Source organism: Pseudomonas sp. AU12215, from assembly GCF_001675465.2.
In the GTDB taxonomy this organism is placed as follows: domain Bacteria; phylum Pseudomonadota; class Gammaproteobacteria; order Pseudomonadales; family Pseudomonadaceae; genus Pseudomonas; species Pseudomonas nitroreducens.
In genome coordinates this window covers 89,111-112,070 of the sequence record NZ_MACM02000153.1, presented here as the reverse complement: position 1 = coordinate 112,070, position 22,960 = coordinate 89,111, and the positions used below count along the sequence as shown (strand labels likewise).

29 protein-coding genes are annotated in these 22,960 nt (G+C 65.1%); 2 read left to right on the top strand and 27 right to left on the bottom strand.

Annotated features, from left to right (window positions below):
- Positions 1–49: 49 nt before the first annotated feature.
- The 23 genes from trpC to A9513_RS23380 all read right to left on the bottom strand — a co-directional run bounded on the left by trpC (position 50) and on the right by A9513_RS23380 (position 16,925).
- Positions 50–886 (bottom strand): indole-3-glycerol phosphate synthase TrpC, encoded by an 837-nt coding sequence (gene trpC / locus A9513_RS23490; RefSeq protein ID WP_024763567.1) that lies wholly within the window; start codon positions 884–886, stop codon positions 50–52.
- Positions 883–1,932, bottom strand: coding sequence for an anthranilate phosphoribosyltransferase (gene trpD / locus A9513_RS23485; protein WP_024763568.1), 1,050 nt, complete (start codon positions 1,930–1,932; stop codon positions 883–885). Before trpD ends, trpC begins: the two co-directional genes overlap by 4 nt.
- Entirely contained in the window at positions 1,929–2,525 is a 597-nt protein-coding gene (locus tag A9513_RS23480; RefSeq protein ID WP_065085713.1) for an aminodeoxychorismate/anthranilate synthase component II, read from the bottom strand. Before A9513_RS23480 ends, trpD begins: the two co-directional genes overlap by 4 nt.
- Before the next feature lie 317 nt (positions 2,526–2,842).
- On the bottom strand, positions 2,843–3,094 hold the full coding sequence (locus tag A9513_RS23475; protein WP_024763570.1) for a hypothetical protein: 252 nt from the start codon (positions 3,092–3,094) through the stop codon (positions 2,843–2,845).
- Positions 3,091–3,447 carry a hypothetical protein gene (locus tag A9513_RS23470; protein WP_024763571.1) on the bottom strand — a complete coding sequence of 119 codons (357 nt, stop codon included), beginning with the start codon at positions 3,445–3,447 and terminating at the stop codon, positions 3,091–3,093. Before A9513_RS23470 ends, A9513_RS23475 begins: the two co-directional genes overlap by 4 nt.
- Positions 3,444–4,073, bottom strand: coding sequence for a glycoside hydrolase family 19 protein (locus A9513_RS23465; protein WP_024763572.1), 630 nt, complete (start codon positions 4,071–4,073; stop codon positions 3,444–3,446). The genes A9513_RS23470 and A9513_RS23465 overlap by 4 nt, the downstream gene beginning before the upstream one ends.
- Position 4,074: 1 nt before the next feature.
- On the bottom strand, positions 4,075–5,079 hold the full coding sequence (locus A9513_RS23460) for a phage late control D family protein (RefSeq protein ID WP_024763573.1): 1,005 nt from the start codon (positions 5,077–5,079) through the stop codon (positions 4,075–4,077).
- 64 nt (positions 5,080–5,143) lie between these two features.
- Positions 5,144–5,353 carry a tail protein X gene (locus A9513_RS23455; RefSeq protein WP_024763574.1) on the bottom strand — a complete coding sequence of 70 codons (210 nt, stop codon included), beginning with the start codon at positions 5,351–5,353 and terminating at the stop codon, positions 5,144–5,146.
- Positions 5,325–6,230 carry a phage tail protein gene (locus A9513_RS23450; protein ID WP_024763575.1) on the bottom strand — a complete coding sequence of 302 codons (906 nt, stop codon included), beginning with the start codon at positions 6,228–6,230 and terminating at the stop codon, positions 5,325–5,327. Before A9513_RS23450 ends, A9513_RS23455 begins: the two co-directional genes overlap by 29 nt.
- 9 nt (positions 6,231–6,239) lie before the next feature.
- Entirely contained in the window at positions 6,240–8,195 is a 1,956-nt protein-coding gene (locus A9513_RS23445) for a glycine zipper domain-containing protein (RefSeq protein ID WP_065085712.1), read from the bottom strand.
- Between the two features lie 155 nt (positions 8,196–8,350).
- Entirely contained in the window at positions 8,351–8,692 is a 342-nt protein-coding gene (locus A9513_RS23440) for a phage tail assembly protein (RefSeq protein WP_024763577.1), read from the bottom strand.
- 11 nt (positions 8,693–8,703) lie between these two features.
- Positions 8,704–9,207: a phage major tail tube protein gene (locus A9513_RS23435; protein ID WP_024763578.1), complete on the bottom strand. Its 504-nt coding sequence runs from the start codon at positions 9,205–9,207 to the stop codon at positions 8,704–8,706.
- 12 nt (positions 9,208–9,219) lie between these two features.
- Positions 9,220–10,380 carry a phage tail sheath family protein gene (locus tag A9513_RS23430; protein ID WP_065085711.1) on the bottom strand — a complete coding sequence of 387 codons (1,161 nt, stop codon included), beginning with the start codon at positions 10,378–10,380 and terminating at the stop codon, positions 9,220–9,222.
- Between the two features lie 162 nt (positions 10,381–10,542).
- Entirely contained in the window at positions 10,543–12,093 is a 1,551-nt protein-coding gene (locus A9513_RS23425; protein WP_065085710.1) for a phage tail protein, read from the bottom strand.
- Entirely contained in the window at positions 12,084–12,698 is a 615-nt protein-coding gene (locus tag A9513_RS23420; protein WP_024763581.1) for a phage tail protein I, read from the bottom strand. Before A9513_RS23420 ends, A9513_RS23425 begins: the two co-directional genes overlap by 10 nt.
- Positions 12,691–13,581: a baseplate J/gp47 family protein gene (locus tag A9513_RS23415; RefSeq protein ID WP_065085709.1), complete on the bottom strand. Its 891-nt coding sequence runs from the start codon at positions 13,579–13,581 to the stop codon at positions 12,691–12,693. Before A9513_RS23415 ends, A9513_RS23420 begins: the two co-directional genes overlap by 8 nt.
- Positions 13,578–13,904 (bottom strand): GPW/gp25 family protein, encoded by a 327-nt coding sequence (locus A9513_RS23410; RefSeq protein WP_024763583.1) that lies wholly within the window; start codon positions 13,902–13,904, stop codon positions 13,578–13,580. The genes A9513_RS23415 and A9513_RS23410 overlap by 4 nt, the downstream gene beginning before the upstream one ends.
- A gap of 109 nt (positions 13,905–14,013) precedes the next feature.
- Entirely contained in the window at positions 14,014–14,577 is a 564-nt protein-coding gene (locus A9513_RS23405) for a phage baseplate assembly protein V (protein ID WP_024763584.1), read from the bottom strand.
- Positions 14,574–15,104, bottom strand: a complete 531-nt coding sequence (locus A9513_RS23400) for a hypothetical protein (protein ID WP_024763585.1) — start codon at positions 15,102–15,104, stop codon at positions 14,574–14,576. Before A9513_RS23400 ends, A9513_RS23405 begins: the two co-directional genes overlap by 4 nt.
- Before the next feature lie 17 nt (positions 15,105–15,121).
- Positions 15,122–15,466, bottom strand: coding sequence for a phage holin family protein (locus A9513_RS23395; RefSeq protein ID WP_024763586.1), 345 nt, complete (start codon positions 15,464–15,466; stop codon positions 15,122–15,124).
- A gap of 315 nt (positions 15,467–15,781) precedes the next feature.
- Entirely contained in the window at positions 15,782–16,255 is a 474-nt protein-coding gene (locus tag A9513_RS23390) for a GNAT family N-acetyltransferase (protein ID WP_024763587.1), read from the bottom strand.
- An 81-nt stretch (positions 16,256–16,336) separates the two neighbouring features.
- Positions 16,337–16,696 carry a hypothetical protein gene (locus tag A9513_RS23385; RefSeq protein WP_024763588.1) on the bottom strand — a complete coding sequence of 120 codons (360 nt, stop codon included), beginning with the start codon at positions 16,694–16,696 and terminating at the stop codon, positions 16,337–16,339.
- A 19-nt stretch (positions 16,697–16,715) separates the two neighbouring features.
- Complete coding sequence (locus tag A9513_RS23380; RefSeq protein ID WP_024763589.1) at positions 16,716–16,925, bottom strand: TraR/DksA C4-type zinc finger protein; 210 nt, start codon at positions 16,923–16,925, stop codon at positions 16,716–16,718.
- A gap of 413 nt (positions 16,926–17,338) precedes the next feature.
- Between A9513_RS23380 and A9513_RS23375 the strand changes: the two genes are divergently transcribed.
- The gene (locus A9513_RS23375) at positions 17,339–18,109 is read left to right on the top strand and encodes a helix-turn-helix transcriptional regulator (protein ID WP_054908045.1); all 771 of its coding nucleotides are present in this window, start codon (positions 17,339–17,341) and stop codon (positions 18,107–18,109) included.
- A 121-nt stretch (positions 18,110–18,230) separates the two neighbouring features.
- Positions 18,231–18,557, top strand: coding sequence for a pyocin activator PrtN family protein (locus tag A9513_RS23370; protein ID WP_024763591.1), 327 nt, complete (start codon positions 18,231–18,233; stop codon positions 18,555–18,557).
- A 173-nt stretch (positions 18,558–18,730) separates the two neighbouring features.
- Here the strand turns inward: A9513_RS23370 and trpE are convergent, their stop codons facing one another.
- The 4 genes from trpE to A9513_RS23350 form a co-directional block, all read right to left on the bottom strand.
- Positions 18,731–20,224, bottom strand: a complete 1,494-nt coding sequence (trpE, locus tag A9513_RS23365; RefSeq protein ID WP_038803514.1) for an anthranilate synthase component I — start codon at positions 20,222–20,224, stop codon at positions 18,731–18,733.
- 213 nt (positions 20,225–20,437) lie between these two features.
- Positions 20,438–21,256, bottom strand: a complete 819-nt coding sequence (locus A9513_RS23360) for a phosphoglycolate phosphatase (protein ID WP_038803513.1) — start codon at positions 21,254–21,256, stop codon at positions 20,438–20,440.
- Positions 21,256–21,930, bottom strand: a complete 675-nt coding sequence (rpe, locus tag A9513_RS23355; RefSeq protein ID WP_065085708.1) for a ribulose-phosphate 3-epimerase — start codon at positions 21,928–21,930, stop codon at positions 21,256–21,258. Before rpe ends, A9513_RS23360 begins: the two co-directional genes overlap by 1 nt.
- A 191-nt stretch (positions 21,931–22,121) precedes the next feature.
- Positions 22,122–22,949: an ABC transporter permease gene (locus A9513_RS23350; protein ID WP_024763592.1), complete on the bottom strand. Its 828-nt coding sequence runs from the start codon at positions 22,947–22,949 to the stop codon at positions 22,122–22,124.
- Between the last annotated feature and the right edge of the window lie 11 nt (positions 22,950–22,960).

Genomic DNA, 22,960 nt, shown 5'->3' with positions numbered 1-22,960 from the left:
AAAGCCGGCAATCGCCGGCTTTTTTGTTGTCCTGACTCTGTAGGAGCTGTCAGTCCGGATCGGCGCCCAGCTTGACCTTGCTGCGCTCGGGGAAGAACAGGCGCTTGAGCTCGGTGCCCGGCTCGTCGGCACGCATGAAGGCTTCGCCGACCAGGAAGCCGAACACGTCGCTGACTTCCATCAGCTCCACATCGGCGCGGTTGAGGATGCCGCTTTCGGTGATCACCATGCGCTCGCGCGGGATTTCCGGCAGCAGGTCCAGAGTGGTCTCCAGGCTGACTTCGAATGTGTGCAGGTTGCGGTTGTTGATGCCGACCAACGGAGTGTCCAGGGTCTTCAGCGCGCGCTCCAGTTCCGGGGCGTCGTGCACTTCCACCAGCACGTCGAGGCCGACGTCCTTGGCCACCGAAGCCAGCTCGGCCATGCGCACGTCATCCAGCGCCGAGACGATCAGCAGGATGCAGTCGGCGCCGATGGCGCGGGCTTCCACCACCTGATACGGGTCGATCAGGAAGTCCTTGCGGATCACCGGCAGCGTGCAGGCCGCGCGGGCTTCCTTGAGGTAGGCGTCGCTGCCGAGGAAGAAATCGATGTCGGTCAGCACGGAGAGGCAGGCGGCGCCGCCCTCCTCGTAACTGCGGGCAATGTCGGCGGGGTCGAAGTTCTCGCGCAGGATACCCTTGCTCGGGGAAGCCTTCTTCACCTCGGCGATCACCGCCGGCTCACGGCGCTTGGCACGCTCCAGCAGGGCATTGGCGAAACCACGCGGGGCATCCGCGGCACGCGCCAGTTGCTCCAGCTCGGCGATGCTCACACGACTGCGGCGGTCGGCGACTTCTTCGGCCTTGCGGGCCAGGATCTTCTGCAGAACCGTCGGCACACTCACTGTGCGTTCTCCTCTCGGTAAACGGCGGTGAAGGCCGCCAGCTCTTCCATCTTCTCCCGCGCCAGCCCCGTGTGCAGGGCGTCGTGGGCCAATTGCATGCCTTCGTGCAGGCTGGTGGCCAGGTCCGCCGCATAGAGCGCGGCGCCGGCGTTGAGCACAATCAGCTCGGCGGCCTTCTGCCCGGCCTCGGTCTTGCGCCGGCCAAGGGCATCACGGATCAGCTCCAGCGACTGCTGCGGGCTGTCCACGGTCAGGCCGATCAGGCTCTGGCTCTTGATGTCGAAGTCTTCCGGCTGCACTTCGTACTCGGTGACCACGCCGTCCTTCAGTTCGGCCACATGGGTCGGTGCGGCGAGGCTGAACTCGTCCAGGCCATCGCGCGAATGCACCACCAGGATGTGCTCGCTACCCAGGCGCTTGAGCACCTCGGCCAACGGACGGCACAGCGCCTGGCTGAACACGCCGACCACCTGGTGTTTCACACCGGCCGGGTTGGTCAGCGGGCCGAGCATGTTGAACAGGGTACGCAGGCCCAGCTCGCGGCGCGGGCCGGCGGCGTGCTTCATGGCCTTGTGGTGGACCTGGGCGAACATGAAGCCAACGCCGACGGTCTCGATGCAGCGCTTCACCTGGACGGGCTTGAGGTCCAGGTAGATGCCGGCCGCTTCCAGCAGGTCGGCGCTGCCGCTCTTGCCGGAGACCGCACGGTTACCGTGCTTGGCGACTTTGCCGCCCGCCGCGGCGACGACGAAGGCCGCCGCCGAGGACACGTTGAAGATGTTCGCGCCGTCACCGCCGGTGCCGACCACGTCGACCACGTGCTTGAGGCTGTCCAGTTCGACCTGGTCAGCCAGCTCGCGCATCACCGCGACGGCGCCGACGATCTCGTCGATGGTCTCGCTCTTCATGCGCATGCCCATGAGGAACGCGCCGATCTGCGCGTCGGTGCACTGCCCGGTCATGATCTCGCGCATGACGTCCTGCATTTCCTCGGTGGACAGGTCCAACTGGTTGACCACGCGGTTGAGGGCTTCCTTGATATTCATGCGCGCACCCCGCCGGTCTGCTTGAGGAAGTTGGCCAGCATCTCGTGGCCCTGTTCGGAGAGGATCGACTCGGGGTGGAACTGCACGCCCTCGACGTTCAGCGTCTTGTGGCGCAGGCCCATGATCTCGTCGACCGAGCCGTCATCCAGCGCCGTCCAGGCGGTGATCTCCAGGCAATCGGGCAGCGTCTCGCGCTTGACCACCAGGGAGTGATAGCGGGTCTGCGTCAGCGGGTTGTTCAGGCCGGCGAATACACCCTGGTCCTTGTGGAACACCGGGCTGACCTTGCCGTGCATGACCTGGCGCGCCCGCACCACGTCACCACCGAAGGCCTGGCCGATGGACTGGTGGCCCAGGCACACGCCCAGCAGTGGCAGCTTGCCGGCGAAGCGTTCGATCACTTCCAGGGAAACACCCGCTTCGTTCGGGGTGCACGGACCGGGGGACAGGACGATGCGCTCGGGATTGAGCGCGGCGATCTGGTCGACGCTCAACTCATCGTTGCGAATGACGTGGATGTCGGCCTTCAACTCGGCGAAGTACTGCACCAGGTTGTAGGTGAAGGAATCGTAGTTATCGATCATCAGCAGCATGTCTGCTCGAACCTCATGATTGCACTGCTTTCGGATCGCGCCATCGTCGACACCCGTTGCGGCCTCGTAGGCTGCGCGAATCTGGCAATTATGCCAGCGGATGGGAGAAATGGACGCGTAAGAAGAGACCGGCGCTATGCCGGGAAAGAAGGAATCAGGCGCGCCAGCGCCAACGGGCGAATGCCTTGAGGAGGGAGGTGATGATGCGGGTGCGGTGGATCACGGTTGCGGTCTCGCCTAGCGATGGCCGAACAGTAGCCCAAGGCCGGGCGCCAGCGCAATACGCGCGGCGCCCCTGCCGACGAAGGTAGGACGTTTCACTGGCACGCCTGGAGGGCAGCACGCAGGCGGGTTTCGTAGGCCAGGTGTTGCTGACGTTCGGCCAGCAGCGCACGAACCTTGGTTTGCAGGTCGTCCGCCGGGCGCAGGGCGGTGGTGGCGAATCGGGGAGCTGCAATGGCCGGTGCCTGGCACGACACCGGTATGGGAATACGGATTTCCACGGGCTTGGGTGAAGTTGCGGTGCAACCGGCGATCAACAGCGGGAAGATCTGCATGAGCACTTTCATGGCAGCAGTTCCCGGTCGATCAGTTGACGAACCACCGCGCACTCTTCACCCTCGCTGCGCTCCAGAAGCAATCGGTTGGCGGCATCTTCATGGCTTTGCGCCAGGTCACGGGCCTGGGCCAGGGCTCGCTCGGCGGCCTCCGCACGCTGGCGGGAGGTTTCTGCCAACGCGTCGAGTTGCTCGTTCTGCAGCACCAGCCGGGATTCCAGCGCCTTGCCGGCTTCGCTGCAGCGCGCCTGCTCGAGCTGCAGGCCCTGCAACTGCCCGCCATAGAAGCGCGACGCCAGCCAACCGCCGAACAGGCCACCCAGCAGGAAGCCGGCCATCCCCAGCGCCAGCCAGAAACGGCTCATCCCAGCACCTCCTGCGCACGCCGCCAGAGCAGCAAGCGCTCCTCCAGGCCATTGAGCCCGCCATTGATACGCCGGGTAATGTCCTCGAAGCGCCCGGCGTCCGCCAGCTCGCCAAGTCCGTTGCGCTGCCACCACCAGGCGGCGGATCGACACGCCCAGCGTGGCTCCGCCAGCAGTTGCGGGCGGGCGACAAAGGGCTGTGCGAACCCTTCGCCAACCGAGCGGTAGTTGCTCCGTCCCGTCACCTGCAGCAGGCCGCGTCCACGAAAACGCCAGCCGTCGCCAGAGGCTTCGTCACCGTTTCCGTTGCGCCCGGCGTAGACGAGGTTGGCAATGCGCTCCGGCTGGTACGCCACCTCTCGCGCCAGCGCCGTGGGCGAGCCGTCGGCGCTGCGGAAGCGCCGGGGCCAGACGGCGGCCAGACGCTGGGCGCTGTAAGTCAGGCTTTCCACGCAGCGGGTCAGATGGGCACTTTCATGGCCGACCTGGGCGATGAAGGCAGCAACACGCGGCGGCGTGTCGATTCCGAAATCCCCCATGGCGGCGTCGAGTGCCGGAAGAAAAACGCCCGCGACAGGGCGGGCGTTGGGCAGGATCAGCAGCAGCTGGCGTTCGTCGATTTGCATTTCAGCCGCCCTCCCCAGCCTTGCCCTTCCCCTGCGCCCCGCCGTTGCACTGCACCGTGGTGGTCCAGCCACCCGTGGAATAATGCTGGGTGACCGAGTCGATCAGGTAGCGGCCGTCGAGCCCAGCCTTGAAGCCCTGCAGATCAATGGTCAGTTCGGCGAACAGATCGGCGCGGCCGGGCAAGTCCAGCTGCACTTCAGCGCTGTTGCGATTGAACTCGGCCAACCGTGCCGCAGCGACGCGCCGGGCGGCTGCCTCGTCCGGCTGCGGGTGGCGGTCGCAATGCTCCGCGGCGATTTGTGAGGGTGCGTCCGGGTTGGTCACACGAACCTGCTTCTGCACGCCGTCGGCGCCGCGATAGGGCACCTTCACCGCTGCCACGACCTTGCGGTCATCCAGGGTAAAGCGGAACGAACCCACGTCCCCGCGTCCCAGCACCGGTATCTCCAGCGCCTGCCCACTGGCGCTGCGGCCAGACTGGCGCGGCTGCACCAGCAGGCAGTTGTTGGCCAGCTTAGCGGTGCAGTCGTACTGCCGGGCCAGCCGGGTGATGAAGTTGAAGTCCGACTCTCGAATCTGGTCGATGCGCGCGATCACTGTCTCGACATTGCACGCCGCGCGCCAGCCATTGCGCGCCGCGATATCCGCCACCACGTTCGCCAGGCTCATGCCTTCCCAACTGCCACTGCGGGCGGCCTTGCCCTGGCCGCGCATATCCCCGCTCTTGCCCTTGATCACCAGGTTGTCCGGCATGCCGCTGTAGGTCAGCGTATCCACCACATAGCGGCCCATGCGCGTAAGCGGGGCGCCGCCGTAGCCGAGGAAGACCTCCAGCGCCGCGCCGCGCCGGGGCAGCGTGACGGCGCCATCGCGGTCATCGATGGTGATCTGGAAGGTGTCGGACTCCAGGCCAGGCTTGTCGGTCAGTTGCAGTTCGATCAACCGGTCGCTGATCAGCGCAGTAATGTCCGCGCCGTCGGCGCTGATGCGGAAGGCAGGTTTCATAAGCCACCCTGAATGAAATGGCCCCGCCTGAGCGGGGCCTGGTTACTGAAGCGAATGCCGGTGGTCACTCCCACAAGCGCACGCTCTGGTCTGCCGGCACGAGCAGTTCCGGCAGGCGGATGATCACGCCGCCCCGTAACGGTTGAGCCTCATCGGCCAGTCCGGGATTGGCATCCAGCACGGCTTCCACGCAGCCATTGAGATGCCCGTAGCGCTGGTAGCAGAGGCGGTCCAGCAGATCGCCGTCAGCGCTTCTGACTATCGTCGTCGCCATAGCGGGTGAACTCCAGGTCGAGGGTTTGCTGACGCGGCACGCCATTGGCGAACAACGCCTCCTGCGTCTCGGTGATCTTGGTCAGGCACCAGTTGCCCAGGTCATCGCCGCGGCCGGTACCGAGATGGACCGGCTCGCTCAGCGCGGCGATGTCGCGCAGCATCCGCGGCTGGTTCCAGCCGACGCGCTGCGAGGCGTCGCCGGCACGGATGAACAGCGGCATGACCACGCCATTGAGCGTGAGCGTTTCCGGGCCCAGGCCGACGCTCTGCTGCGCGCTGCGCCGACCAAGCCGTGCCTGGTCCTTCCAGGCATAGCTGCTGGTGCGGGTCAGCCGCTGGAAGCCGGTGGTGTCGACGTTGAAGTAGTAAGTCTGCTCGGTCGACTTCAACGGGGTCATGATCAACAGGTGCTGCGGCACCTTGCACATCTGCTCGGAAGGGTCGAGCCTGGGTGCCAGCACCGAGCTTGGCAGGATGTCCTTCAGGCGCGGATCGATCTTGCCCAGCACCTTGTTCACCGCCTGGCCGGCATTGCTGATCTCTTCTCCCAGCTTCTCCACGTGCTCGTTGACCTCGGCCGCCACTTGCCTGGCCTTGTCGAGGTTCTTCTGCAGCTTTTCCTGCTCGGCCTGGGCTTTCTTCACCCCGTCCTGCAACTTGCCCTGGGCACGAACGATGCCATCGGTGACGCGCTTGAGCTTGGCGGCCGCCTCGGGCGTGACGCCGGGCAGGCCTTCGAGCGCTGCGACGCCGCTGCGAATGTGCAGCATTGCCTTGTCCACCGGTGCGGCGACCTGCTCCAGGTCGCGCCGGGCGGTCGTGGCAGCGCCCGCAATCATCCCGAGGCCGGTATTGAACTGTTCCAGATAGGTCATGGGGCCTCCCTACATGACGACGGTGTCGAACAGCGCATTGCGCTGCCTTTCCTGCTGGGCCTCAGCGATCAGCCGGCGCATTGCCGGGACCAGCTCATCCAGCAGTTGCTGCGGATTGACGATATTGCCCGCCACGTTGATGCTCACCTGCGGCGAAAAGGTCCAGCTGGCTGGAGCGTTGGCGGCCATAGCTGCGGCGACCGGAGCTGCCGGGGCCGGCGCGGCAGACTGCGATTTCGCTGCTTCGTCCGACGGACCGAACAGCGCGCCGACCCTGCCACCTATCCATTCGCCGACGGTCGCGCCGATGGCGCCGCCCACCAGCGTCCCCACGACGGGAATCGGAATCAGCGTGCCTAGCGCAGCACCTGCTGCCGCACCAATGGCCGAGCCTCCGGCCTTGCCGTAGCCGACGGCCTTCTGCGCAGGCGACTGGTCACTGGCATAGACCGAGGCAACATCGGCGATCGCCAACGCGGCATTGACCGGCCCGAAACGTCGCAAGCCCGCTCCAGCTTTCCGTACCAATCCGCCCGCCGCCCTTCCGATGCCGGAAGCACCCACGCGGCGTGCCAGGCCTGCGCCACGACGCAGGATGCCACCAGCGGCGCGGCCGACACGCGAAGAGCGCACGGTTTGTGCCGCCCGGCCGAGCCATCCGGAGGCGGCTCCCGCGGCGCGTCCCAGGGTGGACCGGGCGCGCTGGAAGATACCGCCACGCGCCGCACTGCCCGAGCCGCCGGTTTTCGATTTTCCGCCGCCCTTGCCTTTGCCCTTGCCTTTCGGCCTGCCCTCGAGGAGACCGTCGCACACGCAGGCCGGCCAGTTGGTGACGAAGACATCCTGGACCTCGCGCTTGCCCCAGTTCCAGGGCATTGCATCATTGGCGTCCTCGACGAATTTCTTTGCATCGATCAGGGACTTCAGCGCCAGCAGACCACCGCCGACAAACTCCAGGGCGCCCTGATGGCTGAGCATGGCATCACCCATTCCCAGCATGGCGCCGGAAATCTTCTGCTCGCTGGCCTCCAACTGCCCCAGCGGAGATTCCTGATGTTGCTTGACGCCCTGCTGCAACAGGTCGGCCGGGGCAGCAGCCAGGGACTGCCTGGTCTGCAACAAGGCCTCAGTCTTCTGCGAGTCTCCTGGCCGCAACGAGGCCAGTCTGCCAAGCAGATCGCGGCTGAACAGCTCGACCGACGGCGCGTCCTTCTGACCACGCCACGCCACTGCACTCAACGCCCGCTCCAGATCGGCGGCATTGTTGATGCCCCCCTTCTGCTGCAGGGCGCTGATCAGCTGTGCCGTCGTTTGCATCGACACGCCCTGCCCCTGGGCGAACCTGGCCGCCACCGGCAACATCGTGTCCATATCGCGGAGCGGCACCTTGCTCTCGGCCATCGCCTGCGCCAGGTCCAGCACCTTTTCGCGGGGCATCGCAGCAGCATCCGCCGCCATCACAACGCGCTTGCCCAATGCCGCCTCGGCGACCGGGTCGTAGGGTTGCCCTGCCGCTTCGCGAACCTGCATCAGACGCCCACGAAACGCGAGGCTCGCGCTCAAGGAAGATCGCGCGACATCACCGACAGAGTTCAGCTCGGACAACGACTTTGTCGCCGTTTCCATTCGCTGCCAATCGTTCGCCGGTGCGCTCGCCGCTGGCGCTACACCGACGGTGATTTTCGGCAAGCGAACCTCTGCCGACCGCAGCCCCAGCAGATCGATGATCCGTCGCAGCGCCAGCCTGGTTTCCCCCGCGTTGCGCTCACTGGCGCGATGGCGGATATCCTGATTGTCCAGAACGGCATCGATGCCATCCACCAGCGTGCGCATGGGCAGACTTGCATCCAGTTTTCCAACGAGGGTTCCCAGGCGCACGGCGGAGTCCGTTATCACCCGGCCGAGCGTGCTGCCCAGACCGACGACAGCCGCCACCAGCACGTCCGGCTTTTCACTCATTTCCATTTCACTCGCCCTCTGACGACATTCGCCACTTCAACGACAAGGGAGCGCCGGTCACCCGACGCTCCGCGAGGGCGAACTAGCCCGCCTCGTCCTCCAGCCACCAACGCAGGTCGCTGAGGGTCATGCACTCCAGTTCGCCGGCCGTGAAGCCCGACTCAGTCGCCAGTCGCCGCGCCAGCTGGCGCATCAGCGCGAAGCTCATCGTCGTCCTCTCGCACCAGGCGAAAGTAGGCGTGTTGCAGGCGCTGGTAATCGCTGAGCTTGAGCCCCTCCAGGTCCTGACGGCTGACCTGCACCAGCGAGGCGAACAGTTGCAGCTCGCGCTCCTCGTCATCACTGGCCACCTTGCTGGCCAGGCGGATGTCACGCACGGTCGGCGCACGCAGGGTGAGGACGTCCACATCGACGCCGTTGCAGGAGGTCGGACGGGACAGCTTCACCACCGCCGCGTCCTCGGAAAGGCTCAGCCACGCGGGCTGTTTGACAGAGTCTTGCATCACGGCTCTCCTCAGACGCCCAGGTCGTTACGCATGGCGGCGAGCTGGTCGACGCCGTCGATCTTGCGCACCGAGTTGGCCGGGTCGATCTCGAACATCTCGCGGCCCTCGACTTCCAGCTTGTAGTAGGTGACCGCCACGCTGTAGGTACAGGCGGCCAGGTCGCCGGCTTTCCAGTCGCCCGGGTTGATCTCCTTGAGCAGGCCTCGGACGGTGGCGACCACCGGAACGGTGCCGCCCTTCTGGGTCTTGAAGGAGCCGCGGAAGGTGCCGTTGAATGCTCCCTGGTCGCTCAGGCCGAAAAACTTCATGGCCTCGCGGCGCGCGCCGTTGGTGGTGAACTTCGCCTCCATGGCCTCCAGGCCGACGTCGAGCAGAACCGGAGCGTCCATGCCACCGGCACGGTACTCCTGGGTCTTCACCTTGAGGGTCGGCAGGGTCAGGGAGGGCACGTCACCGGCAAAGCTGACGCCGTCGACGAAGAGGTTGGTGTTGGTGAGGATCTGCGGAATCATCTGGGGTTCTCCTTAAGCTGCGTCCAGGACTTCGGTGAGCCACTGATCGGTCACCTCGACGCGGAAGTTGGGGTTCTCGGCAGGCGGTACATCGGTGAAGCGGATGTTCCAGTACACCTTGCCCTGGGCCAGTTGGCTGGCGGTGTTGAGTTCCGGGTCGGCATAGACCTCGAAGTCGATCACCGCGCCCTGGTTCTTCAGGTCGCGCATGAAGGCCTGCAGGCCCTCGGTGACGTCCTCCACGTAGGTCTTGGTGATGCCGCGGTCGACCGCCCACTTGTGCCCGGCGAGGATCGCGTCCATCACCATGTCCATGGTCCGCACGCGGGTCACGAAGGCCCACTTGGCGTCGCTGGAGAGGGTGCGGTTGCCCCACAGGCGGTAGCCGTCGTCGCGGATGATGGTGGTGATGTTGGCGTTGTTGAGCAGGTTGGCACGGCAGGTCTCGTCGCCGTCGAGGAACTCGATGGGGCGGCCGGTGCCGGTGATGCCGAGCAGTTCCTTGTTCGACGGCGAGGACCAGAAGCCGTACTGGCTGTCGGTCCAGGCGAACAGCGCGGCGGCGTTGGCGGATGCCGGTGCGTCAACAGTGGCGCTGCTGACGGTGTCCCAGTACTGCACGCCCGGATCGACCAGGTAGATGCGCTTGCTGCCGAACTCTTCGGCGTAGGCGATCGCCGCCTCGTCGGTGGTGTTGGGGCCATCGACGATGGCGATGGCGCGCAGCTTCTCGGCCAGCGCGCCCATGGCGGTGCCGACCGCCTGGGTGGCGGAATGCTTCGGCGCGATCAGCAGGCGCGGCTGAGCGTTGAAGCGCGACTTGCCATCGAGCAGCGCCTGCAGGCCGGTACGCTGGCCGGCTTCGGTGACGCTGCCGATGATCGAGGAAGTCTGCTGCGCAGCATCCTCGACCTTCGCCACGCCCACCGCCACGACCACCGCGGCGGACTGGGTGAAGATCGCGGTGCAGGACTTGTAGATCGCCGACGCGGTGCCGAACGCGGCGGCCGCTTCACGCAGGTTGGTGAGCAGCACGGGCATGTCCGCCTGGGCAGTCAGCTTGGCATCGGGGGTGAAGGTATCCACCAGGCCGATGATCGAGGACGACGGCAGCGCAATGGTGCGCGCACCGACGTCGACATTGGTCACGGTGACGCCGTGAAAGAAGCTCATAGGGTTTTCTCCAGACATAAAAAAACCGCCGGGAGGCGGTTGGGTGGTTTGCCCATTCAACGAAGGTGAGGGCGGTTTTTCGAACAAGTAATGGATGATTTTGTGAGTCCTCATCGCGCCAAGATTGGATCAATGAAGACAACGCTCCGGTGAGACCTGTAACTAGATGCCCACTGCGAACCAACGGAAAGTCACAATTCCTGGCACAACCAAGTCTCCCGAGTTCATATACACCTTGCCTGCTCTGTAGACGACGAACTGGGAGTTGGTTATGGGGGACGCTCCTACCGGAATACAGCTGTTTCCTGCATCACACGCGATAACCTGGAAACAGGTGGAGGGAAACGGGAGTGTGAATGGGAAGTTGCCAGACGATGCCCCTTGGGCAATTGCAGCATTGCCCCACTGAACGATCAGGCCGCTGGGGAGCTTCTGATAGCCGTTGGCTTGAAGAAGCGATCCGAAGGCTGCAGAGCTACCAAGCTGTATACCGCCCCACGCATACCAGGAGGTCCCGCCGACATAAGCAACTGTAATAGTGTCACCGCCGCCCAGGACGAACGTGCGGGCCGTACCGTTACCTACGCCGTACAAACTCTGTCCGGCAGATGCCTGCACAGTCACGACCCCATTACCCGCATTATTGATCTGGAACGTAGCCCCTACCGCCTCGGAGGTGCCAATTGGCAGAGTTACACTGATAGTGTTTCCGCAGTTGATAATTTGGCCAGCCAAATCAAGCGTCAGGACGCGGGTCGTGTTGACACTAACCTGATTGGAATAGTTGCCAATCGCACGCTGCACGAACTCAGTTGTCGAGAGGCTGGTGTCTTTATCGAACTGGGGTGGTGTCGGTGCCGATGGATTGCCCGTAAATACAGGTGAAGCCAGCCGAGCCAACCCGTTGGTAATGTTCTGAAACGTCAGCGCAGTAGTGCCAAGTACAATGACGCCATCGCTCACCAACTGCCAAACGCTGTCAGCCTGTGCGACACCGCTCTCCACCGTCACTGTAAGGCCGGGCGTCACTTCACTGATGTCGTCAGCATCCGTCGCTCGTTTCCAGGTTCCGACGACAACGACATAGATACCATTGTCGGCTGCATTGCTCTGGTTCTTCACCAACACTCGGTCACCGACTGCCAGCGCGATGCCATCCACCGTCTGCAATCCGCTCAGCGTAATACTCGCGGTAGTGGCCGCCCGCACGGACTGCTTGTAGTCCAACCGATTCAGCGCCGTGACAATGGAATTATCCACATACTCCCGCGTCGCCAACACCACACTCGGATCGATCTTCAGCTCCACCGACGCGGCGTTGCTGACGATCAGTACGATGCGCACGGTCTGGGTGCGGCCGCTGCCTTCGGCCAGTTGCGGTTTATAGGAGGGCGCGCAGTTGGCGTAGGCGATCAGCGCGCCGGCTTCGTCGTACAGGCCCATCTCGCGGATCCACCAGCCACCCACGTCCTCGGGAATGACCTGTTCGGCGATGATCTGCGAGCTGTTCGCCGGGTCGACACTCAGCCGGTTCAGCGGCGCACGACGGACTTCGTTGACCAGATTCGTGCGGCTGGCATCGGGCGTCGGTACGTTGCCGCCGCCGTCGCCGACGGCGAGCTGGGTGATTTTCAGGGAGGTGCCCAGCGCAGTGGCATTCGCCAGCTTGCCGGCACCGATCGTGGTGAGTAGTGCGTAGTAGGTTACTGCCATGGGTAGACACTCAAGCTATCGATGGTGTGCTCCCGGCCCGGCAAGCCGTGGCTGCCGATCGCTTCGATCACATCCGGGAGGTAGGGGTAGACGGTGACGATGTCGCCGTCGTATTGCCCGGAGCCGACGGTGATCCGCCCCTGGGATTCCAGGCTGATATCCAGCCCGATGAGGTGCCGCGTGAGCGGCTTGGCGTCCTCGATCAGACGCTCCACCTCCTGGTACATCTCTTCGCTGATACCGCTGTCGAGTACGCCGATGCGCAGGCGGAAGGTGCCCGGCTCGCCCATGGGCGAGCCCTGCCACCACTCGATGATCTCGATCAGGTAACCCAGCGGCTCGATCACCCGCCGGAGCGCGGCGATGGTTCCCTTGTGCTGATGGATGCGAAACGCAGCGGCCACCGCCTTGCGCTTCACCGCCTCGTTCCAGGCCGGATCCCAGCGATCCACCGACCAGGCCCAGGCGAGATACGGCAGCAGCGCGACCGGGCAGCGTTGCGGGTCCATCAGCTCGCGCAGGGGCACCGGCAGGTCACCGACCTGCACATCGGCCAGCGCACGCTCCAGCGGCGTCGAGTTGATCGGCAGCAGGCGGCTACTCATCGGAGCCACCGACGCGGATCTGGTAGCCGCTGCAATAGGCCGCCTGGGTGGAGTCGAGCACCACGTCGGCTACCGGCTTCGCCAGCTCGACACGCTGCACGCCTTCCACATGCAGGGCGGCAAACAGCGCGCTACGACGGATATCCCGGCCGATGCGGCGCTGGGTAGCGATGTAGCTCTGCAACGAAGCCTCGGCAGCCTGCTGGATCAACTCGGCCTCCGGCCCCGGGTAGATGTAGAGCACGGCATCGACCTGGTAAGGCACGATGGCGGCGGACTGCACCGTGAGGCGGTCGCCTACCGGGCGCACATCCTCATCGTTCAGAGCCGTGCGCACCGCCTGGAGCAGCTCTTCCGAGGCAGCGCCGTTGCCCTCGGAGGACAGCACGCTGACCAGTGCTTCGCACGGCTGCGGGCTGACCGCCGAGACGTCGGCGATGCGCCCGTCGGCGCCGAGCGCGAAGGCCACATAGGCGTTGCGCGGGCCGGCCACCGAAAGCTGATCGAAGGCCAACTGGGTGCGGTTGCGCAGCGAGTCGTCGCCCTCCAGCACGGCCGGTGTCGGCGGCGAGGTGGTGGCGTCCGCCTGCTGGATCACCAGGCGCTTGACGTTGTAACCGGCGGCCAGTTGATCGAGGTCGCCCTGGGTCGCGTAGCCGAGCATCACGGCACGGGCAGCGTCGTTGATCCGGGCGCGCAGCAGCAGCTCCCGGTAGGCCGCCAACTCCAGCAGCTTGACCACCGGATCGGACTCCAGCGCGGCGCTCCAGGCCTCACCCATGGCACTGCGGAAATCTGCCAGCAGCTCGTCGTAGAGGCTCTCGTAGTCGAGGTTTTCCACCACTTCCGGGGCGGGCAACTGGGACAGGTCGATGAGGCTCATGCCGCCACCTCCAGACCGACTTCGTCACCCAGATAGATGCCGCGCAAGCGCAGCGAAACGCGTCCGCCCATCACCGCCGTCACCTGCACGGAACTCAGGCGCAGGCGCGGCTCCCAGCGGCCGATGGCGCGGGCCACTTCCGCCTGCACCGCGCCCTTCCAGCCCTCGGTCACCGGCAGGTCGACCATGCGCCGCAGGCGACTGCCGTACTCGGGGCGCATGCGTCGACTGCCCAGCGGCGTACCGAGGATGTCCTCGATGGATTGTTTCAGGTGTGCCAGCCCACTGAGCGGCTGACCGTTGCGCCGATCCATGCCGATCATGGCCGCGCCCTCCGCCACTCAGGGTGCGCACAGGAATCTTTGCCCATGGCAGGTCTCCAGAAATGCAAAGGCCCGCACATGGCGGGCCCGGGTTGATAATCGACTATCGTCAGTGGGTGTGGTGATTGCTGTTGCCGGCGGTGTCCATGATCGAGCCGGTGCTGCTGATATTGCCGTTCACCGTCAGCGCGCCCTTGATGTTCACCGGCCCGGTCAGCTGGATGCTCGCGGCAGAGACGGTCACCGCACCCGGATCGATCACCACCTGGGTGCCACCGACCTTCACCGTTGCACTGCCGGCAGGCAGTTGCAGGTCGTAGCGATGCGCCTGCCAGTCGTAGCTCAGCACCGCGCCATCGGGGAAATGCCAGCTCTCCACCTCACCGCGATTGTTCGGTGCAGCCGCTGCCGCCCCGAACAAACCGGGCACGAAGGTGCCCATCGCGGCCATGCCTGACGGGCTCAGCAATACGCCCTGCTCGCCCAGGCTCGGTGCGCGCCAGTGCCGAGCGGCACCAGCGGCCTGTGCGTGCCAGCGCACCCAGGCGCTGGTCCACTCGCCGGACCGCACGCGTACCCGCGCCGCCGCCAGGTCCACCGCTACCACCTCGCATGGCATGACCAGCGCAGCCAGCATGCGGTCGTGCTCGGCACTCACGTAGTCCTGGTTCATTGCAGCGCTCCAGGGTCGAAGTAGTCGTCCTCATGGCCGGGCCCGGTCTCGGGATCGAACCCCAGCACCAGGCTGCCCGGCGGCTGGTCTTCCCACGGCCATTCCGTTTCACCGAGCAATACCGGTTGCTGCCACTCGACCAGCCACGCCCGGCACGTCGCCAGCGCAGGACTTTCGCTGTCCGGCTGGGCCTGGATGAAGCTGACCGGCTCGAGTTCCAGCCCCCAGTTCTGGGCGCGCAATAGCATGGCCAGCGCGGCGACGTTGCGCAGTGCAAAGGCCTCGGCTTGTGCGTCATCCCTTGCTACCAGAATGCGCGCCTGGAGTCGGCAGACCAGTGCGGTCTGCCCATTGCCGGGATCACGGCCGGGTAGCAGGCCGGCGTACTCCAGCGCCAGCGCAGGAAGTGTCGCCGGCGCTTGCTTGAGTGGGCCACGCAGAAAGGCGCCGATCTCGGTCAGTCGCGTGGATAGCGCCTGCTCCACCGTGTCGAGCAGCAGGGCGAGGGTCAAAGGTTGTTCGGACATGTCGTCTCCTTGAAGCATCACTCTTGTCCGCGCTCGCTCGGCGGCAGTTCGCAGACGCCCAGGCGCTTCGCCGCCCAGCGTTCATAAAGGCCGACGGCGATCTCCGCACCGGCCGCCGCGGTCAGGCTGCCGATGGCCGCAGCGAGGGTCAGCGAGGCGCCGCAGGCCATGGCCAGGAACATCACCGCCATGCCGCAGACGATGGAAGCGCCGGAACGCAGCGCCAGGCGTCGCAGCAATCGCCAGCCGCCCAGGCCCGCCTTGTCGGCGCGCCACATTTCACCGCTGATGCCGCCCGCAACCGCAAGCAGGATCAGCCCCCACAAAGGCACGTCGGCCAGGGTCTGAGGTTCGTTGCCCATTGGCTCACCTTGGATAAAGACGCCCGCGAACGGGCGAAACCGGCGGCTATCAGCCGGCCGGGGATCACTGCCGACAAGCTCGCCGGCCGCCCGCCGAATCGGCGGTTCAAAAAACGCGGGCATGAAAAAGCCCGGCGCTGAGACCGGGCTTTTCGGGGTTTCGCGTTGTGCTCCCTGGGGACGCACCTTTACAAGAATGACTACTTTTTACCCCCCGATTCCCGCCGGAACAAGGCTTCTTAGGGAATGCGCTGCAATACGCAGATGACACACCTTAATGTGCTGTCGAAACGCCGAAATCCAGCGTCTGAAATTTCAGAGCACCTTGCTCATCAGCACGGTGGTAAAGCCGCTGTGCCACTCCTCATCCGGGTAGAAATCGACCTCCGCATAGCCCTGCTTGCCATAGAAAGCGCGCGCCTGCTGGTTGAAGGTGTCGGTCTCCAGCCGGGCCCGGGCGAAACCTGCTGCGCGGATATTCCGCTCCGCGTGATCCAGCAACACAGCGCCAATGCCGCGGCGCTGCTGGCCGGGTGAGACGTGCAGGGCATCGATGAAGTCGTCGCGCCAATCGAGCAGGCCGACGATCTCGCCATCGATGCAGGCGACCTGGAAATGCGGCAGGCGCTCGCGCACATAGGCGACGGTATGTGCGGAAGACTCGAAGCGCGCGATGGCTTGGGCACTGAGCGCGGGCTTCCAGGTGGCTTCATAGGTTTCGCCGAGGATGCGCAGGATGGCATCGGTGTCGGACGGTTCAGCGCGGCGGAGAAGAATAGGCGTTTTCATGGGGCGCGAGCATAGCTCAAGGCACCCCAGGAAAAGCACGAAGCCCGGCGCAGGGCCGGGCTTCGGAAGGGCAGGAAGGATTCAGGCAGCGCGGCGCATCAGCCGCGACTGGATGCTCTGGTGCGCCACATGCAGGCGCAGGTAGAAGGTGTTGCGGCTGCAGCGGCAGTGCCGGTACTTCTGTGCGGCTTCGCTGTCGCGGTTGAGGTAGTGCTCGGTGACGACGTCCTTCTGCTCGTCCGGCAACTGGTTGATGATCAGGTCCAGTTCGGCGACGCGGTCGAGGATCACCTTGCTGCCCCGGGTACCGCGGATCATTTCGCCCCTGTTGGCAATCATCATCGCCAGCAGGTTGCCCCCCGCGTAACCACCGCCGGCGCTACCCGGATTGTGCATTTCCTCGGCCCAGAGCTTGAGCATTTCATCGATTGGCTTGATCACGGCATTGCTCCCTGGCGGCTCAGTGCCGCCGCTCCAGTTCGTCCATTGCCTGGCAGTCGATGCAGCGCGTACAGCCCGGCGCGGCCAGTCGACGTGCGGGTGGAATATCGTCGCCGCAGTCTTCGCAATACTCGGCGGAGCTGACCGCCAGGCGGGAACGGCGGCTGTGCAGCAGGTCTTCGATCCGGTCGAGCACCAGATCGTTGGCGTAGTCAGCGATATCAGCCACGACGCACCTCCGTATCGACGGCGGGTACGCAATGCCTGGCGTGTTGCAGGTGTTGATTCATGAAGGTCCTCCTGGCGACCTGCCCTCCGTGGTCGCCGAGCCTTCGGTCGGCCTGTGGTGGTCAGTCGCGATCTGTTCGTCGCGGACGCCTGACCATCGTGGCGGCGTCCCTTGCCGGTGCGCGGGCAGCACCTCCCTGGCCTGCCCGCGCCCTCCAGCCTGCCCGGCGCATCGCGCTTCGCAGGCAACCCGCGGCGTCCTTGCCGCGGAGAGGGGGAAGCCGTTCGCCTCCCTTCAGCCGAACCGGTATTCATCGCTTCGGTCGGCTGCTGGCTTTATGATTACAACTATGGCTATATTTAGTCAACACCAAAGCTATTTACAGCCTACAACCCAGGAGGTAGAGTGCCCCCATGGAAAACTCACCCTCATCGACGCTGGCAGACCGCCTCAAACAGGCGATGGCCTCGCGTAACCTGAAACAGGAAACCCTGGCCGAAGCCGCCGGGGTTTCGCAGAACACCATCCACAAGCTGACCTCGGGCAAGGCGCAGAGCACGCGCAAGCTGATCGAGATCGCCAGCGCCCTGGGCGTCTCGCCGACCTGGCTGGCGACCGGAGAAGGCTCGCCGGCGGCCACCACCAGCGCGCCGGTAGTGCGTCCGGCCGATGGCAGCCCGCTGCGGCTGGAACCGCTGCACCCATGGGATAGCGACACACCGCTGGACGAGGACGAAGTGGAACTACGCCTGTACAAGGAAGTGGAACTGGCGGCTGGCGCCGGCCGCACCGCGGTGCGCGAGATAGAGGGGCGCAAGCTGCGTTTCTCGTACGCCACCTTGCGCGCTGCGGGGGTCGACCCGGCGGCGGCGATCTGCGCCCAGCTCACCGGCAACAGCATGGAGCCGCTGATCATGGATGGCTCCACCATCGGCATCGACACGGCCACCACGCATATCACCGACGGTGAGATCTACGCCCTGGAACACGAGGGTATGCTGCGGGTGAAGTTCGTCTATCGCCTGCCTGGCGGCGGCATCCGCCTGCGCAGCTTCAACCGCGATGAATACCCTGACGAGGAGTACCCGGCGGAGCAGTTCGACAGCGGGCAGATCCGCATGATCGGCTGGGTGTTCTGGTGGTCGACGGTACGCCATCGCCGCGCACCGACCCTGGTTCGCTGAGCGTCGCCTGCTGGTAATGAACCCCGCTTCGGCGGGGTTTTCTCTGCGCGGCGATTGAAAAGAAATACAACCTTTGCTATATTTTCTCCTGTCGCCACCACCATCGGAACAGGAGAGTCCCATGCAGTCGACCACCGATATTCGCCCCGCCCCGCGCCCGGAGACGGTGAGCCTGGTCTATCAGATCTTCGGGGACGTCCTGGTGCCGCTGGAGCAGGTGCGCGAGCGCTGGTTCCGCAACCTGAACCGGGAGAATTTCAGCAAGGCGTTGTCCTGCGGGCGCATCGCCCTGCCGGTGACCACGCTGGATGACAGCCACAAGGCGATGCAGTACGTCGCGGTGGATCATCTGGCGGCTTATGTGGAAGAGCGCTCGCAGAAGGCCGATGCCGCGTTGGCCCAGCGCAAGGCGGGCTTGCAGGTGGTGGAGGCGCGGCAGGCAGGTTAAGTCCCAGCGTGCGATACATCATGTGCTGTGCCATTAGGGCGCTTCGGCGCGGGGATCAGCCCTCTCCTCAAGGAAGAGTGGCAATCTGGAGTCGACAGTAAGTCACTTAGGCAAGCGGCAATCACAAAAGTAAAAGCCCCGCCGAAGCGGGGCTTTTTCAGTCAATCAGCAACTCAATCGCGACCATGCGCCTTGGCAGTGTGCTCGGCCAGCGCGACGGCGCGGAACATGGCGCGGCGCTTGTTGATGGTTTCTTCCCACTCTGCCGCCGGCACCGAGTCGGCGACGATACCGCCGCCGGCCTGCACGTGGAGTTCGCCGTTCTTGATCACCGCGGTGCGAATGGCGATGGCGGTATCCATGTTGCCGTTCCACGCGAGATAGCCCACGGCGCCGCCGTAGACGCCACGCTTGACCGGCTCCAGCTCGTCGATGATTTCCATGGCGCGGATCTTCGGTGCGCCGGACAGGGTGCCGGCCGGCAGGATGGCGCGCAGCGCGTCCATTGCCGAGAGCTCCGGCTTGAGCTGGCCGTTGACGTTGGACACGATGTGCATGACGTTGGAGTAGCGCTCGATCACCATCTGCTCGGTGACCTTCACGCTGCCGGTCTGCGACACGCGACCGACGTCGTTGCGGCCCAGGTCGATGAGCATCAGGTGCTCGGCGATTTCCTTGGCGTCGGACAGCAGGTCTTCTTCCAGCGCGCGGTCGGCCTCTTCGGTCGCGCCACGCGGGCGGGTGCCGGCGATCGGGCGAACGGTGACTTCGCCATCTTCGACGCGCACCAAGACTTCCGGCGAGCTGCCGACGACATGGAAGTCGCCGAAGTTGAAGAAGTACATGTACGGCGTCGGGTTGAAGCAGCGCAGCGCGCGGTAAAGGTCGATGGGCGCAGCGCTGAAGTCGATGGACATGCGCTGCGACGGTACGACCTGCATGCAGTCACCGGCGAGGATGTATTCCTTCACGGTATCCACCGCCCGCTCGTAGTCCTCGCGGGTGAAGCTGGCGCGGAATTGCGGCTCCGGGGCGTTGACGGCGCTGAAGTCCAGGCCGCGGCGCGGAGTGATCGGCTGGCGCAGGCGCTCCAGCAGCTCGTCCAGTTGCGCCAGGCCCTTGTCGTAGGCATCGGCCTGGGCCGGGTCGGCAAGGACGATCGCGTGCATCTTGCCGGCGAGGTTGTCGAACACCACCACGGCATCAGAAACCATCAGCAGGATGTCGGGGTTGTTCAGCGGATCGGGGTTCGGGCACTGCGCCAGGCGCTGCTCGACATAGCGCACGCAGTCATAGCCGAAGTAGCCAACCAGGCCGCCGTTGAAGCGCGGCAGGCCGGCGATGGTCGGCACGCGGTAGCGATCCTTGAACGCTTCGACGAAGGCCAGCGGGTCGGCACATTCGAAGCTCTCGGTCTCGACGCCGTCGACCTTGATGCTCGCCTGGTGGCCGTAGACGCGCAGCACGGTGCGGCTGGGCAGGCCGATGATCGAGTAGCGACCCCACTTCTCGCCGCCCTGCACGGATTCGAGCAGGTAGGTGTTCGGACCGTCGGCAAGCTTGAGGTAGATCGACAGCGGTGTGTCGAAGTCGGCAAGGGTTTCGCAGGTCAGAGGAATGCGGTTGTAGCCTTCGGCGGCCAGGCGCTGGAATTCTTCGCGGGTCATGATCAGCCTCGTGGAATAAGAGCCTGTTTAGGATCTCGCGAGCTAGAGCGGAACAAGGCGAAATCGCTTGAGAGAGCGGAGTTTACACGCAGTAAATGAGCATCTCGAAAGCGATTTCAACGCAGTGCCGCCGACGCGCAGCAGATAGTAAACGGGCTCTGAGGGGGAAACGGACTTGGGTGCACACACGCCGGTCGTACCGGCCAAAGGATGTCAGGCGCGCCAGCGCCAGCGGGCCAGGGCCTTGATGACTTTCATCCAGAGTGTGTGGGGAGCCGTTTCCACGGTGCTGTCTCGCTGAGCGGGTTTTGAAGCGGAGTCGGGCAACACTATCGCTTTGCCCGAGTCGAAGCAAGGCAGCAGATGGCGCAGGTCGTCGAGCACCAGCGTCGGGGTTTCTTCGGCAATGGGGCGGCCGTGGTTGTAGCCGTAGCTCAGGCCAACGCTGCGCACGCCGGCGGCCTTGGCCGCAAGGATGTCGTTGCGCGAGTCGCCGACGAACAGCGCCTGCTCTGCCGATACACCGGCCATCTTCATTACGAACAGCAGCGCGGCCGGGTCGGGCTTCTGCTGCGGCAGGGTGTCGCCGCCGATGATCCAGCGGAAGAACTTGCCCAGCTTCATCTCGTCCAGCAGCGGACCGACGAAGCGCTCGGGCTTGTTGGTGATCAGCGCCAGCTCGACGCCGCGCTTCTTCAGCCACTTCAGCGTCTCGATGACGCCGGGGTAGACCACGGTCAACGCGTGGCTGTCGGCGTAGGCGTCCATGAAGAGTTCCAGCGCGCGCTCGGTGTCTTCCTCGCTGACACTTTCATGCTCGATGTCGCCCGCCAGGGCGCGGCGCACCAGCACGCGCGCGCCGTTGCCGACCCAGTGACGCACGGCGTCCAGGCCGGCCGGCTGGCGCCCGAGCGCCAGCAGCATCTTGTCCACCGCCGCGGCGAGGTCGGGGACCGAGTCCACCAGGGTGCCGTCCAGGTCGAACATCACCAGACGCGGCAGCCCGGCGAACGGCAGTTGTGCAGCGCTCATCACTGGCGCGCCTGCGCCAGCTCGGCATGCATGGCGCGAATGACCTCGGCGTAGTCCGGTGCGTTGAAGATGGCGGAACCGGCGACGAAGGTGTCGGCGCCAGCAGCGGCGATCTCGCGGATGTTCTTCACGTTCACCCCGCCGTCGATTTCCAGGCGGATATCGCGGCCGGAAGCGTCGATCAGCGCGCGGGCTTCATGCAGCTTGTCGAGAGTGCCGGGGATGAACTTCTGCCCGCCGAAGCCGGGGTTCACGCTCATCAGCAGGACCATGTCGACCTTGTCCATCACGTACTTCAGCGTGTCCAGCGGGGTGGCCGGGTTGAATACCAGCCCGGCCTTGCAGCCACCGTCCTTGATCAGTTGCAGGGAGCGGTCGATGTGCTGGGTGGCTTCGGGGTGGAAGGTGATGTAGGTGGCGCCGGCTTCGATGAAGTCGCCGATGATGCGATCCACCGGGGAAACCATCAGGTGCACGTCGATGGGCGCGGTGACGCCGTACTTGCGCAGGGCCGTACAGACCATCGGGCCGATGGTCAGGTTCGGCACGTAGTGGTTGTCCATCACATCGAAGTGGACGATGTCGGCGCCGGCGGCGAGCACCTTGTCGACGTCCTCGCCCAGACGGGCGAAATCGGCGGACAGGATCGACGGAGCGATGGCGTAGGGTTGCATGGCGCACCTCTGTGGGCGGAAATCACGGATGGCGCGCATTGTAGCCGCTCGGACGGCTGGAAGGGGACTGGGCCGATAGTCGATGCCGAGCGGGGCAAGCCCAGGCGGAAATTCAGGCAAAAAAAATCGCGGACCGGTCCCGCCGCCGTGGGTGAGCACGGCGACGGGAACGTCCGCGAAACACTGTGAACTCAGGAAGTCGGGGCGGTACGCAGTTTCTCGCTGCGGCCGCGCAGCCACTCGAGGGTCAGCAGGAGCAGGACGGAGAAACCGATCAGCAGGGTCGCCGCGGCGGCGATGGTCGGGCTGAGGTTCTCGCGGATGCCGCTGAACATCTGGCGCGGCAGGGTGGCCTGCTCGGGGCCGGCAAGGAACAGGGTCACCACGACTTCATCGAAGGACGTGGCGAAGGCGAACAGCGCACCGGAAATCACGCCGGGAGCGATCAGCGGCAGGGTGACCTTGAAGAAGGTCAGCACCGGCGGCGCGCCCAGGCTGGCGGCGGCGCGCACCAGGTTGTAGTTGAAGCCCTGCAGGGTCGCCGACACGGTGATGATGACGAAGGGCACACCGAGCACCGCGTGGACGATGATCAGCGAGATATAGCTGTTGCCCAGGCCCAGCGGCGCGAAGAACAGGTAGCTGGCCACGCCGATGATCACCACCGGCACGACCATCGGCGAGATCACCAGGCTCATGATCAGCGCCTTGCCGCGGAAGTCGCCGCGGGTCAGGCCGATCGACGCCAGGGTGCCGAAGACCATCGCCAGCACGGTGGCCGCCGGGGCGACGATGATGCTGTTGGTCAGCGCGCGCATCCACTCGGCAGAGTTGAAGAAGTCGGCGTACCAGCGCAGGGAGAAGCCCTGCAGCGGATAGACCAGGAAGGTGCCGGAGTTGAACGACAGCGGCACGATGACCAGTACCGGCAGCACCAGGAACAGCAGGATCAGGCCGCAGAGGATGCGCAGGGTGTAGAACCACACGCGCTCGATCGGGGACATGTAGGGGCTCAGCATCTTCTTCTCCT

Excerpts from the sequence above, each read along its gene's own strand:
- trpE (WP_038803514.1), bottom strand. The coding sequence starts at position 20,224 with ATGACCCGCGAAGAATTCCAGCGCCTGGCCGCCGAAGGCTACAACCGC.
- A9513_RS23400 (WP_024763585.1), bottom strand. The coding sequence starts at position 15,104 with ATGTCCGAACAACCTTTGACCCTCGCCCTGCTGCTCGACACGGTGGAG.
- A9513_RS23430 (WP_065085711.1), bottom strand. The coding sequence starts at position 10,380 with ATGAGCTTCTTTCACGGCGTCACCGTGACCAATGTCGACGTCGGTGCG.
- A9513_RS23375 (WP_054908045.1), top strand. The coding sequence starts at position 17,339 with ATGGAAAACTCACCCTCATCGACGCTGGCAGACCGCCTCAAACAGGCG.
- A9513_RS23470 (WP_024763571.1), bottom strand. The coding sequence starts at position 3,447 with ATGAGCCGTTTCTGGCTGGCGCTGGGGATGGCCGGCTTCCTGCTGGGT.
- A9513_RS23420 (WP_024763581.1), bottom strand. The coding sequence starts at position 12,698 with ATGAGTAGCCGCCTGCTGCCGATCAACTCGACGCCGCTGGAGCGTGCG.
- A9513_RS23465 (WP_024763572.1), bottom strand. The coding sequence starts at position 4,073 with ATGCAAATCGACGAACGCCAGCTGCTGCTGATCCTGCCCAACGCCCGC.
- A9513_RS23425 (WP_065085710.1), bottom strand. The coding sequence starts at position 12,093 with ATGGCAGTAACCTACTACGCACTACTCACCACGATCGGTGCCGGCAAG.
- A9513_RS23455 (WP_024763574.1), bottom strand. The coding sequence starts at position 5,353 with ATGGCGACGACGATAGTCAGAAGCGCTGACGGCGATCTGCTGGACCGC.
- A9513_RS23350 (WP_024763592.1), bottom strand. The coding sequence starts at position 22,949 with ATGCTGAGCCCCTACATGTCCCCGATCGAGCGCGTGTGGTTCTACACC.
- A9513_RS23480 (WP_065085713.1), bottom strand. The coding sequence starts at position 2,525 with ATGCTGCTGATGATCGATAACTACGATTCCTTCACCTACAACCTGGTG.
- A9513_RS23410 (WP_024763583.1), bottom strand. The coding sequence starts at position 13,904 with ATGATCGGCATGGATCGGCGCAACGGTCAGCCGCTCAGTGGGCTGGCA.
- A9513_RS23395 (WP_024763586.1), bottom strand. The coding sequence starts at position 15,466 with ATGGGCAACGAACCTCAGACCCTGGCCGACGTGCCTTTGTGGGGGCTG.
- A9513_RS23405 (WP_024763584.1), bottom strand. The coding sequence starts at position 14,577 with ATGAACCAGGACTACGTGAGTGCCGAGCACGACCGCATGCTGGCTGCG.
- A9513_RS23450 (WP_024763575.1), bottom strand. The coding sequence starts at position 6,230 with ATGACCTATCTGGAACAGTTCAATACCGGCCTCGGGATGATTGCGGGC.
- trpD (WP_024763568.1), bottom strand. The coding sequence starts at position 1,932 with ATGAATATCAAGGAAGCCCTCAACCGCGTGGTCAACCAGTTGGACCTG.
- A9513_RS23360 (WP_038803513.1), bottom strand. The coding sequence starts at position 21,256 with ATGAGCGCTGCACAACTGCCGTTCGCCGGGCTGCCGCGTCTGGTGATG.
- A9513_RS23390 (WP_024763587.1), bottom strand. The coding sequence starts at position 16,255 with ATGAAAACGCCTATTCTTCTCCGCCGCGCTGAACCGTCCGACACCGAT.
- A9513_RS23415 (WP_065085709.1), bottom strand. The coding sequence starts at position 13,581 with ATGAGCCTCATCGACCTGTCCCAGTTGCCCGCCCCGGAAGTGGTGGAA.
- A9513_RS23440 (WP_024763577.1), bottom strand. The coding sequence starts at position 8,692 with ATGCAAGACTCTGTCAAACAGCCCGCGTGGCTGAGCCTTTCCGAGGAC.
- rpe (WP_065085708.1), bottom strand. The coding sequence starts at position 21,930 with ATGCAACCCTACGCCATCGCTCCGTCGATCCTGTCCGCCGATTTCGCC.
- A9513_RS23460 (WP_024763573.1), bottom strand. The coding sequence starts at position 5,079 with ATGAAACCTGCCTTCCGCATCAGCGCCGACGGCGCGGACATTACTGCG.
- A9513_RS23445 (WP_065085712.1), bottom strand. The coding sequence starts at position 8,195 with ATGGAAATGAGTGAAAAGCCGGACGTGCTGGTGGCGGCTGTCGTCGGT.
- A9513_RS23475 (WP_024763570.1), bottom strand. The coding sequence starts at position 3,094 with ATGAAAGTGCTCATGCAGATCTTCCCGCTGTTGATCGCCGGTTGCACC.
- A9513_RS23435 (WP_024763578.1), bottom strand. The coding sequence starts at position 9,207 with ATGATTCCGCAGATCCTCACCAACACCAACCTCTTCGTCGACGGCGTC.
- A9513_RS23370 (WP_024763591.1), top strand. The coding sequence starts at position 18,231 with ATGCAGTCGACCACCGATATTCGCCCCGCCCCGCGCCCGGAGACGGTG.